Source organism: Nocardia sp. CA-135953, from assembly GCF_050955735.1.
Classification (GTDB): domain Bacteria; phylum Actinomycetota; class Actinomycetes; order Mycobacteriales; family Mycobacteriaceae; genus Nocardia.
The window spans coordinates 6,936,253-6,950,343 of sequence record NZ_CP192082.1; the positions used below are offsets into that span (position 1 = coordinate 6,936,253).

Here is a 14,091-nt window from a genome sequence, read left to right on the forward strand (position 1 = left end):
GAACGGGGTTCTCGAATGACAGAGCGTCTGGCGCTCGGCATCACTGTCGGAGCGTCGAATTCGGTCGCCGTGGCGACCCCGGGGGACGGCGGCGACTATGACAGGGGTCACTCCGGCGACACGGTCATCACCCATCCGAGTGTGCTGCGCCTCGCCCCGCATGCGGCGCCCGCGTTCGGGAGCGGCGCTCGCCCCACCGGCAGGCACTCCAGTGACGTTGTACTCGAGGACTTCCTCGCCCGGGTCGGTGATCCGGTGGATATCCTCGCCGAGGACGGAACCGCCCACTCCGCAGCGGATCTCGTGGCCACCACGGTCGGCTGTCTGATCGATGAGATCGGAGCAGGCGCCGCGCACTCCATGGTCGCCTGCCATCCGGCGTGGTGGTCGCGACATACCGTCGATGTGCAGCGGGCCGCGCTGGATCGCGCGGGCCTGCGCGAGGTGACCTTGGTTCCGGAGCCGACCGCGTCGGTGCGCTGGCTGGAGGCCGCGCACGGCCCGCTCGGCGACGGCACGGTTGTCGTATACGACCTCGGAGCTTCCGGCCTCACCGTCTCGGTGGTCCGCACCGGCGCGCAGGCTGCCGTGCTCGGCGCGCCATTACGCACCACCGATGTCGCCGGCGCCGAATTCGATCTGTTGACCATGCGCTATGTCCTGGCTAATGCCGTGCGTGGAAATGATTTCGATCCGTTCGATCCGGTGGTGGAACGGGAATTGTCGGCATTACGCGATCGCTGCCGATATGCGAAAGAAGAGCTTTCCACAAATACCGCGACGGTTGTCCCGGTCCGTTTGAACCCGGATGATCACCATGCCGAAAACATCCGGCTGGTCCGTGACGAACTCGAAGACCTGTTGCGCGGCCCCTTGCTCACCTCACTCGATCTCGTCCGTGACGCGGTACATCGCGCCGGACTCGATATCGGCAAAATCGGCCGGGTGCTGCTCACCGGCGGCGGCGGTGCGATCCCGCTGGTGGCCGAGTTGATCTCCACCGAATTCGCACTCCCCGTGGTCGCGGCGCCGCAACCACGACTCACCAGCGCGCTCGGCGCCGCCGAACTGGCCGCGGACCTGAGGTCGGTCACCGTGGATCGCACCCCGGTCGCGGTCATGGGCGGCAACGCGAGAACCGAGGAGCTGCCCACCGTGCCGCGGCCGGTCGAAAAGTCCGCCGACAGCAGCGTGGCCGACAGCGCGGTAGCAAGCGGCGGCCTTTCCCACGATGACACCGTGCCCGAAAAGACCCTGCCCGGCACGAGCGACCGACCCCGCCGCAGGCGCCGCGCCGCCGTCATCGCGGGTGCGGCACTGGTGCTCGGCGCACTGGCGACCGGCACCGTCGCCATCGGCACCGGCGCGCAGCCCGGTCCGACCTCACCGGTGCGCTCCGATCCGACGACAACACCGGGCGCTTCCGTCGTCGCGGCGACCAGTGACGGCAATCCCACCGGCTCGGCGACGACCTCGGCGAAGGATTCGCCCGTCGGCAGTCCGAAGCCGAAACCAGCTGCGGGACAACCGGGTTCCGCTGCGACGAGCACCGTCGCGGTGGCGAGCAGCCAACCCGTCGCAGGCGAGTCCGCCGACGGCCAGACCACCCAGAACCAACCATCTCCCGCACCGGCCACCCAGCCGACGGCGGAAGCTCCGGCGACGCATACCCAACCCGCGCCGCAACCGCAGCCTGCTCCGCAGACACCGACGCAGGTGCAGGTCACGACCGTGCCGCCCGTGCAGACCAACTTGGGCGACACCTTGAGCGACACTCTCGGCGGCGTCCAATCCGCACTGCCCAAGATTCCCGGAGGCAGATGATGGGTGATACCGCCTTCGACACGCTGCCCTGGGCACGCGAGATCTTCCGCGAATTGAACTCCGCGGACCGGGAACCGGTCGTCTATCTGATCAGGGGCCGCTCCGGCTCCGGCAAGTCCACCCTCCTCTCGGTGATCCGAGCCCGCCTGCGCGCCAACGGCATCCCGTTCCGAGACGACCCCGCAATGCCCGAACACCTTGCAGCGCAAGCGGGCTCGGTCAACGGAGCGCATGCGATGGCTGACGCCCACCGCGCCGACGGGCAGCACCCCGACCACGACGATGCGCACACCATCGGCGCGGCGCACGCCACCGGCCACGGAACCCGAATCGCCCAGAAAACCGACATCATTCAGCGCACCGATAACGGAGCGCATCCGATCCACCGCCTCGACGGCGCACACCCACGCACACCGCGCCCGGCCCTGATCATCGACAACGCCCACACCCTGAGCGACTCGGATCTCGAATCCCTCTGCGCGACCATCGAATCCGGCCGCTACACGGTCATTGTCGCGACCCAGCCGCGCCCGCACGATCCGCAGCTGCGCACACTCGCCGACACCGTGGCCCGCCGCGGCCGGGTGGCCGATCTGCGCGCACTCGGTGTCTCCGATATCGCCCCGTTCGCCCGCGAATTGGGTATGGCGGTGCCGCGCCCGGTCGCCCAGCACATCCATCGCCAGACCGCGGGCAGCCGCGGCGGCGTGGTGGCCGCGCTGACCGCCGCCTGCTCGGCCCGCATCGATGCCGGCATCCGCTCCGTCGACGACGCCGTCGCCGCCTGGGCCCGCACCCTCTTGGACAACCTCGAGCCCGATCTGCTGGAAACCCTGGTCGTCGCCACCACCGGCACCGGCCTGGACTCCTCCGAACTCACCGAGGTCCTCGGCGTGGACACCGCCGCGGCCCAGGAACTGATCGACCGGGCCAGGGCCAGCGCGCTGGTCACCGATGCCGATCTGCTGCTCGAACCCGCCGTCACGCCGCTGCGCACCCTGCTCGGCGACCGCCGCTTCGTGGCCGTGCAGCGTCGTTTGCTCAACGCGCGATTGGATGCGGGTCTGCTGCGCGATCACACCGCGCTGCTGCTCGCCGAATCCGGTGTTCGCGATGAGCGGCTGGCCGAATTCCTCTGCGCCGCAGCGGAAAAGGCGGGACGCGAGGCCGTGCGCTACTACGCCGCCGCGGCGGCGACCGGCGCGGACCCGGATGTCATCGCGTTGCGCTGGGCCGAGGCGGCCGCATGCACCGGCGACGGCGATACCGCCATGCGACTTGCCGAACCGGTACTGGCTCGTCCCGGTGTCACCGGCGCGGAACTGGCTGCGGCCGTGCGGATCTGCGCGGCGGTGCTGACCCGCCGCGGTCTGGTCGGGCGCGCGGCGCAACTGTATTCCTGGCTCGGCGCGCATCGGGTCGGGGCGGATTGGGCGGTCGGCGCGACCGTGCAATATCTCGCAGGTTCGGTGACCGCCGCGGCGGAGCTGTCCGAATCGGCGACGCAGTGGCCGCCGACCGAGGCCAATGCGCACGCCCGCCTGATCGCCACCGCACTCGCGCGCACCATCGTCGAACACGGATCCGGTACCGCCACAGCCGTATCCGCGCTCATCCAGGCCGCGCAGGCCGATGCGGGCACCGATCGGTTCCTGCCGTGCACCGCGGTCTCCATCGCGACGCTGCTGTGCCTGAGCACCGGCGAACCGGGACGTGCCGGTGAGGCACTGCGCCGGGCCACCACCAGCGGCCTGCGCTGTCACCAGTTGCAGGTGCTGACCGCTTGGGCGGCGATGCTCGGCGGCGACGAACAGGCCGCCGCGACCACTGTCGCCGCGCTGCAAATGGATTCGCTCGATATCCGCGACCGCCTGCTCGCGCACGGTGTCGCGGTCGGTCTTGCCCGCCGCGGCGGCGATCATGCCGCACTGACCCGCGCCTGGCAGGCCGCCTATCCGCTCTTCGACGACGTCGACGCCGACCTGCTCACCCTGCTGCCGATCGGCGAACTGTGGCTCGCGGGCATCCGGCTGCGCGACGAGCGCCGGATCGCACCGCTGGTCGATGCCAGTCTCGCGTTGCTGCGTCGCCTCGACCAGCCGCCCGCCTGGGCCAATGCCTTCCACTGGTACGGCGTGCAGGCCGCGATCGCACACGAGAGCCCGGAGGAACTGCTCCCGCACGCCCGGCTGCTCAAGGCCGCGGCCGAGGCCGGTGACCGGCATGCCGCGATCCTCGCCGACGCGGGCCGCACCTGGGTGCTGGTGCTGCGCGGCCAGGTCGCCGCGGCTCCCGTGCAGGCGGCGGTCGCCGGACTCAGCGAGATCGGGCTGACCTGGGATGCCGCCCGGCTCGCGAGCGAGGCCGCACTCGCCGCCGCCGATTCCGCGACCGCGACCACCCTGCTGAAACTGGCCAGAACCGTCCGCGCCGAAGCCCGTCCGCAAGAGCCCGCGGCTCGTCCGGCCGCAATGGCCGCGGCCTCGGGCGACGGTCAGGCCGCCGGCCCGCCACCGGTTGCCGCCGCGGCGATTCTCAGTGAACGCGAACGCGAGGTCGCCGAACTCGTCCTACTCGGTTTGACGTACCGGGAGATCGGCGCTCGCCTGTACATTTCCGCCAAGACGGTGGAGCATCATGTCGCCCGGATCCGACGCCGGATCGGTGCCCGTTCCCGTTCGGAGTTATTGTCGATGCTCCGCGCCATGGGACACGGCTCGCTGCTGGTGTGATCGGGGTGCGGCCCGATCCGTGACGCCGAAGCGAGGTATTGAGGATGGCCACTGGGGTGGGCCTGCGCATCGCCGAGGACAACTGCACAGCGGCCATCGTCACCGATAACGGCGAACCGACATTCATCGTCCGCGAGTCGATCCTGCATATGTCCGATGACGGCGACACCGTCCTCGGCGGACCGGCCCCGGCCGGGCATACGCATTCGATCACCGGTTTCGCATCCTCGGTCGGGGATCCGGCCGGGATCTCCGTCGACGCCGGCGAGGCCTACCGGGCCGAGGATCTGGTCGCGACCGCACTGTTCTGCCTGATCAATCTGACCGCCGAACATCTGAACGGCGCCGCCGAGTTCTATGCGACCTATCCCGCGGGCTGGCCGTCGGAGCACGTGCTCTCGCTCCGCGACGCACTGGACTATCTGGGCCTGAAGTCGGTACTGCTGGTCAGCGAGGGTGACCTCCCCGGCAGCGACGCCGTCGCACCGGAATTGGCCTACGCCTACGACGCCGCGCGCGCGGCGCTGGCCGCGGTGCTGGCGACCCCGGCGGGCGCGACCCCACCGGATCCCAGCAATGCCGAGAACTCGACCGTGGTCACCGATGTCATCCCGGCGGTGCCGACGCCCGAGGTGCAGCAGCAGGCTTATTCGGCTGCGATGCCGGTGGCCGCACCGCTGGTCGCGGCGACCGCGGTCGAGGCGACCACCCCGGAGCCGCCGCCGGCCGCGACCCCCAAGAAAGACCGCGGCACACAACTGCTGATCGCGATCGCGGTCGGCGTCGGCCTGATACTCGGCGGCATCGGTGTCGCCGTGCTGTTCCGTGATCCCGGCTCGACCCCGGTGCCGCCGGTACGCGACGCCAAATCCGACCAGGTCTCGACGAGCCCGACCCCACAACCGCCGGTGGAGCTACCGACCGTGCCGGAAACCACGCCGCCGCCGACCACCGAACCGCCGGTCGTCATCACCAGCAGCGAACCGGAGACGACCGAGCCGACCACGCCGCCACCGACCACCACGCCCGCACCGACCACGACGACACCGCCGACCACCACCCGGCCGAGCCGGACCACGACCACCCGTCCTGGCTTCCCGATGTGGACGCCGCCGACGTGGACGCAGCTGCCGTGGCAGCAGCCGATTCCGTTCGAGTTGGCGCCTCCTGGTTGATTTCGCAGCGACCTACCGGGGTTTGTGCCTTAAAGTGATCCGCTGACCGGTGTAGTGGGCTGGCACATTTCGTGCCGACGAAGGGACTTCATGCGCAAGTTGGTGGCGCGCAGCGCCGCGGTCAAGGCAGCCTCGATCGGATTCGCCGCGACCGTTTTCATCGCACCCCTACTCGTCACCACCGCCGCTTCGGCCGAACCGGCAGCACCCGGGCAGCTTTCCGCCGAGAACCTGCCGCCCGAACTCGTCGAGGCCATTTCCCGCGATCTGAAGATGACGCCCGCCGAGTATCTGGAACGCTCCGCCAAGGCCCAGGAGCTCAGCGAATACGCGGAGTCGTTCCGCAGCGAGCGCCCCGACACCTACGCGGGCGCCTGGCTCGGCACCGACGGTAAGCCGGTCGTGGCGGTCACCTCGGTCGATGCCGCCAAGATCGCCGCGGCCGACGGCTACCAGACCCATCTGGCCCCGATCTCGGCGAACGGCCTGGAGAACGCGCTGATGCAGCTGAATCAGTGGATCAACACGCTGCCCAAGGAGATCTCCCAGTCGATCAACTCCGTCGCGGTCGACTTCCTCAACAGCCAGCTGGTGCTGTCGGTCGCCAATACGCCGGTCGGCCACGCGCTGAACCTGCCGACCCTGATCGCCAACGTCAAGGTCATCCTCTCGCCCAACAGCGGCGGCCCGATCGAACGCCGTCCGATGGGCGGCGATACCTACATCACCGCGCCGACCTCGCTGAAGGACGCCTCGCTGCGCGGCGTCGATGTGTGCTCGTTCGGCTTCAACAGTGTGGACGCGGCGGGTAACGCGCTGAATATCAGCGCCGGCCATTGCGACCCGAACCTGGAAAAGGACGACCAGCACGCCGCGGTGTACCTGCCCAATGTCAGGGACATCACGAACAGCATCGAGCTCGGCAACTTCGTCAAGGCGCGCCTCGGCGGCCCGACCGCGCTCGACTACTCCGTCATCAAGCTCAACGAGCGCTCGATCAATGCGGGTATGGACCAGCCGTCGGTGCGCGGCTCCAATGGCACCACGCTGACCATCACCGGCACCGCCGAGCCGGTCACCGGCGCCCCGATCTGCAAGTCGGGCCAGTCCTCCACCTTCACCTGCGGGTTCGTGGTGGCCGATCGGGTCGAAACCCAGCTGTACACCGCGGAGGGGGTGAGCAAGACCGTGCGTGGCTTCGCCAGCTCGGCCTGCACGCTCGGTGGCGACAGCGGCGGCGCGATCGTCACCGGCACGCTGGCCCTCGGCATCACCAGCGGTTCCAATGCCGCCGACGCGCCCGACTGCAACGAGGCCAATATCGCCCTCGCGCAATACGGCGGCACCGCGACGCTCGGCATCCCGATCCGCTCGATCCTGGCCGATATCGATGCGTCCGCCGACAACGGCGTCGGCACCGGCATCGCGCTGCGGACCCGTCCGAACGCCGGGTGAGAGGGCTTGTCGGACACCGTATTTCCGACAAACCGACCGCCGGTCCGTTAGTGGGCCGAACAACATCCCGACATAAGTAGGCATAACCGGGCGGACACCTTAAGGTATGGGCATGCTCCTGCCACGTATAGGTCAGTTCCGATCAGCTGCGCGACAGACCCGGGTCCGAAAAACAGTTATCGCCGCCTCGGCGGCGATTCTGCTGTTCGGTCCGACGGCAGCAGTGGCGAACGCAGAACCCGACCAGCCGGCCCTGCCCGCCGACCTGGTCGCCGCGGTCGCGCGCGATCTGAAGATCTCCCCCGAGGAGTACCTGCACCGGGCCGATCTGGCTCAGCAGCTCGCCGCTTTCGCCACCACAGCGCAGCGCCAGTTCCCGCAGGTCTTCGCGGGTTCGTGGCTCGCTGACGGCGGCAAGGCGGTCGTAGCGCTGGCACAGGGCCCTGGTGCCGACGAGGCGCGTCAGGCGGCCACGTCGGCCGGATTCGAGGTCCGCAATGTCGCCAAGAGCGAGGCGGCGCTGCGCGGCGAGAAGAGCGCGTTCGAACGCTGGCTGGAGGGCCAGCCCGAGGCGGTCTCCGCGCTGGTACGCGGTGTGGTGGTCGATCCCGTCAACAACAGCATCGCGGTGCGGGTCGAGCAGGCCGGCCTGCCGATGCCGAACTTCGTCGACCCGTCGCGGGTCATCGTGACGGCCCCGCCGATCGCCGGTGAGCAGCTGCAGACCACCCCGGTCGCGGCTGCGATGCAGACCGGTCCGCTGGCCGGTGGCGACGGCTTCGCCTCGATCTCCGGGAAGACCTCGCTGCGCTGCTCGCTCGGCTTCAACGGCACGGACCGGGCAGGCAATGTCGTGAACATCACCGCGGGCCACTGCAATCCGGATATTCCGTCGGCGGGTTCGGGGAATTCGGCCGGCGTCTACGAGCTGGCCGGCGATCGGGCGGGTGCGCAAGTGGGCACCTTCCAGAAGTCGGTGCTCGGCGCCCAGGACTACTCGATCATCCGGATCAACGATCAGGCCAAGGACCGGTTCAGCAACAACTTCGTGCGCCAGCCCGGCCAGCCGGTCGCGGTCGAGGGCGTCGCTGTGCCGGTGGTCGGTGCGCCGGTCTGCAAGTCCGGTGCGCGCACCGGCTTCAGCTGCGGCATCGTGAATGCCGTCGACCAGACCGTGCAGGTCGGTGACCGGGAGCTGACCCAGGCCTTCTCCGCCAACATCTGCGCCCTGCCCGGTGACAGTGGCGGCGCGATCGTGTCCGGCCGGATGGCACTGGGCATCTCCAGCGCGTCGTCGGTGGCCGACTTCCCGATCTGCGAGATCCCGAATCTGATCGGTGCGCTCACCGGCAATGCGCCGCAGCTGTTCGCCCAGCCGGTCAGCGTCGTTCTTTCGGACAACCCGGGCCTGAAGGTCAACAACTAGCACTACCCCGCGAAAGGCCGACAGCGACGACGCTGTCGGCCTTTTTGCTGTCCTTGGGCCCGATCCACTGAACTTGCGGTGCCCGAGACCACGTAAATGCTCTGTGGGGCCCGGCGACCTTCCGGCATCCTGGAATGCATGTGTTTGGTGTTGATCGGTTGGCGGGTCCATCCGGAGTATCGGTTGATCGTCGCGGCCAACCGCGACGAGTTCTACTCCCGCCCGACCGAGTCGATGCGATGGTGGTCCGAGGTGCCCGGACTGCTGGCCGGGCGCGATCTCGGGGCGCTGCGCAAGGTTGCGGGCGATCCGCCGGGCACCTGGCTCGGGTTGACGCGGGAAGACAAGGGCCGCAATCGATTCGCCACCGTCACCAATGTGCGCAGTCCGAAAGACGAACGCGGCGATGCCCGTTCACGCGGCGCGCTGCTGATGGATTTCCTGCGCGGCACCGGCGACCGGCGTGAACTACTCGGCCCGGAGCAGTACGTGCTCGACGTAGCCGCCGCCCCCGACGACTACAACGGCTACAACATGCTGGTCTCGGATCTCGAATCGCTGTGGTGGCACTCCAACCGCAGCGCACTACCGTCCCAGGAGCTGACACCGGGCTTCCACGGGGTGTCCAACGGCATGTTCATCGCCTCCGCCGCACCCGGCTCCGGGGCGGCATTCGAAGCGCCCCAACCCATTTGGCCCAAAGTCCACAGCGGTCTCAGCGAGCTGCGCGCGGTGATCGAATCGGATCCCGGCAATGTGGCGCGCTATTTCCAGGTGCTGGCCGATCGCACCGAGGCGCCCGATGAGCTGTTGCCGCACACCGGAGTTCCGCTGCGGCGTGAGCGCACGCTCTCAGCCAGATTCATCGCCAACGCACTGCACGGGACCAGGGCGAGCACGGTCCTGCTGGTACGCGAGGACGGTTCGTTCGAGATGGCCGAGCGTTCGTTCGGACGCTTCGGGCGGCACAGGGGCGAGGAAATATTCAGCGGCAGTTTGGATTTGCGCGAGCACCAGGCCTGAAAACTCGACCGGCCCGCTCCCCAAGAGGCCGGTCGAGTTCGTTCGAAATTCAGTTCGGCTGCTGCGCCGGTACCGGCTGCTGGGCCGATGCGGGCTGCTGCGCCGCCACCGGCTTCTCGGCCCACCTCGTGGTGCCGTCCGGCGCTTGCACGGTGTTGAGCAAATCGAGGCCGGCAGCGACCAGCGTCGGACCGCCGACCGCGATGGTGCCGAGGATACCGCCGATGCCCGCACCGGTCACCAGACCCGGAAGGCAGCCGACCGGGAGACTGATGATGCAGCCGGCGACCGCACCGATCGCGGTGCCGATGAAACCACCGACCGCAGTCGCGATGCCGAAGTTGCTCGCGAATTCGTTCTGCGCGCGCTGGTTCTCGACCGGCGACGCGATGTCCTTGGCGACGACCGGCTTGGCGACGACCGGCTTGTCGGACACGACGAGATCCGCCGGCTTTTCCGGGGTGACCTCGAGGACGGTGCCGTCGTTCTTCATATCCGTTTTGACCGGAACGAGCTTGCCGTCGACGTCCACATTCAGTGGGAAAGAGACGAGGGTAGCGCCCTTGCTGTCCCGAACGTTGGCGACCGTGGTCTTCGGATCATCGGCGGTAGCACCGGCCTCCTCGCTCAGCGAGAAGGTTCCCCCCTTGAGCGTCGCCACAACGGTCTTGTCCACCAACTTGACGGAGTAGCTGACGTCGGGATCAGCTGGGGCGATCGGCTCGGCATGCGCGCTCCCCAAGCCGATGGTCATCGCGCCGATGACCATCGTGGCAGCCGCGGTGGTGCTGCGGAGATTCATTCAGTTTCCAATCCATCGTCACGTTGTCCGCGCGCCGCTTCCGTACACGCGAGAGCGCTCATCAACCCGAGGTGGTCGGACCCCGGATTCTCCCCGAGCAGTGTAAAAGACAGGCACATCGAACAGAACGTGGTGAGCGTAATCGAACCGACATGAAGATGCGAGATCGACTATTCCCACTGTGATCTCGGCGTGACATAAGCCTGTCCTTGCCGCCGAGCATTGTTTACGGTGGTTGTCGCCCCGAACCACACCCGCATCGCGCGATCTTCGTGAAATCAATCACAGGCGAAAAGCCGGTCAAGCCCCAGGAAGAGGGGGCAAGAGCCAACCGCCGATCGTACGATAGACCGGTAAGTTACCGATGGGTAACTTGCCTGCGGTTAGGATACGAGCCGACCGGGTGGCGAGATCGCCGCCCACGCTCGTGTTGCCTCTAAAGAAAGGTCGCGACATGAATGCCCTGACATTGACGCTGGGCACGATTGGTGTGGCGTTCAGCCTGTTGGGTTGGGCATCATTCGTCGGTGGCGTCCGCAAAATGACCCGCGCGATCATGATCGGCCAGCCCGCGCCGGATCGTTGGCGACCCTTCTTCCCGCGCTTGAAGACGATGATCGTCGAATTCCTCGCCCACACCCGGATGAACAAATTCCGCACGGTCGGCTGGGCGCACTGGCTGGTGATGATCGGCTTCCTCGGCGGTTTCATCCTGTACTTCGAGGCGTACGGGCAGACCTTCGATCCCGAATTCCACTGGCCGATCATCGGCGGCTGGGGCATCTACCACCTGTGGGACGAACTACTCGGCATCGGCACCGTGATCGGCATCCTGGTGCTGATCGCCATTCGCCAGCTCAACCACCCGCGGGTACCCGCGCGACTGTCGCGATTCAGTGGTTCCCGGTTCGCCCCGGCGTACGTCATCGAGGCGATCGTGTTCCTCGAGGGCATCGGCATGGTCATGGTGAAGGCGGGCAAGATCGCCACCTACGGCCACTCCGAGGCCTGGACCGACTTCTTCACCATGCAGGTGGCCAAGCTGCTGCCCTCCAGCGTGGCCATGGTCGCCGTCTTCGCGTTCATCAAGATGGTTTCGGGCAGCACCTTCCTGCTGCTGGTCGGTCGCAATATCAACTGGGGTGTGGCCTGGCACCGGTTCGCGGCCTTCTTCAATATCTACTTCAAGCGTGAGGACGACGGTGGCGTCGCACTGGGTGCCGCGAAGCCGATGATGTCCAAGGGCAAGCCGGTCGATATGGAGACCGCCGACCCGGACGTCGACACCTTCGGCGCGGGCCGGGTCGAGGACTTCTCCTGGAAGGGCTGGCTGGACTTCACCACCTGCACCGAATGCGGTCGCTGCCAGTCGCAGTGCCCAGCCTGGAATACCGGTAAGCCGCTCTCACCCAAGCTGCTGATCATGTCGCTGCGCGACCACGGTGTCGCCAAGGCGCCGTACCTGCTGGCCGGTGGCCGCAAAGATATGGGCGGCGACGAGGTCGGCCTGGTCGACGGCGACGGCAAGCCCAACGAGGCGAAACTGGCCAAGATCTCCGAACTGGCCAAGGCCGAGGCGGAGCGTCCGCTGGTCGGCGGCGAGGACGTCAACGGCATCATCGACCCCGAGGTGTTGTGGAGCTGCACCACCTGCGGTGCGTGCGTCGAACAGTGCCCGGTCGATATCGAGCATGTCGATCACATCATCGATATGCGCCGCTACCAGGTGTTGATCGAGTCGGAGTTCCCCTCCGAGCTGGCCGGTTTGTTCAAGAACCTGGAGAACAAGGGCAACCCGTGGGGCCAGAACGCCAAGGACCGGCTGAACTGGATCAATGAACTCGACTTCCAGATCCCGGTGTTCGGCCAGGACGCGGACTCCTTCGACGGATACGAGTACCTGTTCTGGGTCGGCTGTGCGGGTGCGTACGAGGATCGCGCCAAGCGCACCACCAAGGCCGTCGCGGAGCTGTTGGCCACCGCGGGCGTGAAGTTCATGGTGCTCGGCGCCGACGAGACCTGCACCGGTGACTCCGCGCGCCGGGCGGGTAACGAATTCCTGTTCCAGCAGCTCGCGCAGCAGAACATCGAACTGTTGAACTCGGTGTTCGAGGGTGTCGAGCAGTCGCGCAAGAAGATCGTGGTCACCTGTGCGCACTGCTTCAACGCGCTGAACAACGAGTACCCGCAGGTCGGCGGCACCTACGAGGTGGTGCACCACACCCAACTGCTGAACCGGCTGGTGCGCACCAAGCAGCTGATCCCGGTCGCCTCGGTATCGCAGAATGTCACCTACCACGACCCGTGCTACCTGGGCCGCCACAACAAGGTCTACAACGCACCGCGCGAGTTGATGGAGGCCTCCGGCTCCACCCTCGTCGAAATGCCGCGGCACGGCGAACGTTCCATGTGCTGTGGCGCCGGTGGCGCGCGGATGTGGATGGAAGAGCAACTCGGTAAGCGGATCAATATCGATCGCGTCGACGAGGCGCTGTCCACCTTGAACGGTGGCAACGAACCGTCCAAGATCGCGACCGGCTGCCCGTTCTGCCGCGTCATGCTCACCGACGGTGTCACCGCACGCAAGGACAGCGGCGAGGTCGGCCAGGGCGTCGAGGTCGTCGATGTCGCGCAGTTGATGCTCGACGCCATCGACCGGGTCGACCCGTCGAAGCTCACCGAGAACCTGACCGTGGTGCAGGAACCGAAGCAGGCCCCCGAGCCGGAACCGGTTGCCGCCGAACCCGAACCGGCACCCGCGGCCGAAGCGCCCGCCGAACCGAAGGCGGCTCCGGCCGGTGGCGGTCTGGCGATGAAGGGCGGCGGCAAGGCGCCCGGTGGTCTGGGTATGAAGGGCGCGGCCAAGGCACCGGGTGGTGGTCTCGGTATGAAGGGCGCCGCGAAGGCACCCGGAGCCAAGGCGACCCCGGCTCCGGCCGAGGACACCGCGGCGGCGACTGCTCCGGCGGCCCCCGTCAAGGGCCTCGCGATGAAGGGCCCCGCCAAGGCACCGGGCAAGGGCCTCGGCATGAAGGGCGGTGCAAAAGCGCCCGGCGCCAAGGCAACTCCTGACGCCGCCACCGAAGCAGCACCCGCCGCCGAGGCACCGCCGGCACCGCCGGTCAAGGGCCTGGCAATGAAGGGTCCGGCGAAGGCACCGGGCAAGGGACTGGCCATGAAGGGCGCGGCAAAGACACCCGGAGCAAAGGCACCGGAAGCAACGGCACCCGCCGAAGCGGCCCCGGCAGCGGAAACCCCCGCCACCGCACCGGTTTCGACCCCGACCGAAACCAAGCCGTCCATCCCCGCCAAGGGCCTGGCCATGAAGTCCGGCTTCAAACGCCCCGGCCCCAAGGCCCCCGGCACGGCCACCCCGGCTCCCGCCGAACCGGCCCCCGCCACCCCGGAAGCCGCCACCCCGGAAGCCGCAACGGAACCCGCTGACGAACCGGCCCAGCCCGCCAACGGCAACGGCACCCCAGCCGTCGCACCCCCGCCCGCCAAGCCCGGCGGCCTCGGCTTCAAATCCGGCGCCAAGGCCCCCGGCCGCAAGAACTGACGGTAAGCGAGAACAAGCGAACGGCCCGGGTGTGCAATGCGCACCCGGGCCGTTCGCTTTCGTTGACCGCCGGTCCTACGCGACCAATCGGCGGC

General features: G+C 68.0%; 8 protein-coding genes. 7 read left to right on the forward strand and 1 reads right to left on the reverse strand.

The features are described 5' to 3' along the window. The first annotated feature begins 15 nt into the window (after positions 1-15). The 6 genes from ACQPXH_RS31590 (at position 16) to ACQPXH_RS31615 (ending at position 9,635) form a co-directional block, all read left to right on the forward strand. On the forward strand, positions 16-1,824 hold the full coding sequence (locus ACQPXH_RS31590) for an Hsp70 family protein (RefSeq protein ID WP_433600062.1): 1,809 nt from the start codon (positions 16-18) through the stop codon (positions 1,822-1,824). Continuing rightward, the gene (locus ACQPXH_RS31595) at positions 1,824-4,556 is read left to right on the forward strand and encodes a LuxR C-terminal-related transcriptional regulator (RefSeq protein WP_433600063.1); all 2,733 of its coding nucleotides are present in this window, start codon (positions 1,824-1,826) and stop codon (positions 4,554-4,556) included. Before ACQPXH_RS31590 ends, ACQPXH_RS31595 begins: the two co-directional genes overlap by 1 nt. 44 nt (positions 4,557-4,600) lie before the next feature. Further along, positions 4,601-5,731, forward strand: coding sequence for a hypothetical protein (locus ACQPXH_RS31600; protein ID WP_433600064.1), 1,131 nt, complete (start codon positions 4,601-4,603; stop codon positions 5,729-5,731). 90 nt (positions 5,732-5,821) lie between these two features. Then, positions 5,822-7,186 carry a S1 family peptidase gene (locus ACQPXH_RS31605; protein WP_433600065.1) on the forward strand — a complete coding sequence of 455 codons (1,365 nt, stop codon included), beginning with the start codon at positions 5,822-5,824 and terminating at the stop codon, positions 7,184-7,186. A 223-nt stretch (positions 7,187-7,409) separates the two neighbouring features. Beyond that, on the forward strand, positions 7,410-8,612 hold the full coding sequence (locus ACQPXH_RS31610; RefSeq protein WP_433600066.1) for a S1 family peptidase: 1,203 nt from the start codon (positions 7,410-7,412) through the stop codon (positions 8,610-8,612). Positions 8,613-8,750: 138 nt separating this feature from the next. Beyond that, positions 8,751-9,635 carry an NRDE family protein gene (locus ACQPXH_RS31615; RefSeq protein ID WP_433600067.1) on the forward strand — a complete coding sequence of 295 codons (885 nt, stop codon included), beginning with the start codon at positions 8,751-8,753 and terminating at the stop codon, positions 9,633-9,635. Between the two features lie 49 nt (positions 9,636-9,684). Here ACQPXH_RS31615 and ACQPXH_RS31620 read toward each other — a convergent pair whose 3' ends face one another. Further along, positions 9,685-10,437, reverse strand: a complete 753-nt coding sequence (locus ACQPXH_RS31620; protein WP_433600068.1) for a hypothetical protein — start codon at positions 10,435-10,437, stop codon at positions 9,685-9,687. A gap of 454 nt (positions 10,438-10,891) precedes the next feature. On the opposite strand from ACQPXH_RS31620, the gene ACQPXH_RS31625 reads away from it, so the two are divergent. Then, positions 10,892-13,996 (forward strand): (Fe-S)-binding protein, encoded by a 3,105-nt coding sequence (locus ACQPXH_RS31625; RefSeq protein ID WP_433600069.1) that lies wholly within the window; start codon positions 10,892-10,894, stop codon positions 13,994-13,996. Positions 13,997-14,091 lie beyond the last annotated feature (95 nt).

Excerpts from the sequence above, each read along its gene's own strand:
- ACQPXH_RS31590 (WP_433600062.1), top strand. The coding sequence starts at position 16 with ATGACAGAGCGTCTGGCGCTCGGCATCACTGTCGGAGCGTCGAATTCG.
- ACQPXH_RS31595 (WP_433600063.1), top strand. The coding sequence starts at position 1,824 with ATGGGTGATACCGCCTTCGACACGCTGCCCTGGGCACGCGAGATCTTC.
- ACQPXH_RS31600 (WP_433600064.1), top strand. The coding sequence starts at position 4,601 with ATGGCCACTGGGGTGGGCCTGCGCATCGCCGAGGACAACTGCACAGCG.
- ACQPXH_RS31605 (WP_433600065.1), top strand. The coding sequence starts at position 5,822 with ATGCGCAAGTTGGTGGCGCGCAGCGCCGCGGTCAAGGCAGCCTCGATC.
- ACQPXH_RS31615 (WP_433600067.1), top strand. The coding sequence starts at position 8,751 with ATGTGTTTGGTGTTGATCGGTTGGCGGGTCCATCCGGAGTATCGGTTG.
- ACQPXH_RS31620 (WP_433600068.1), bottom strand. The coding sequence starts at position 10,437 with ATGAATCTCCGCAGCACCACCGCGGCTGCCACGATGGTCATCGGCGCG.
- ACQPXH_RS31625 (WP_433600069.1), top strand. The coding sequence starts at position 10,892 with ATGAATGCCCTGACATTGACGCTGGGCACGATTGGTGTGGCGTTCAGC.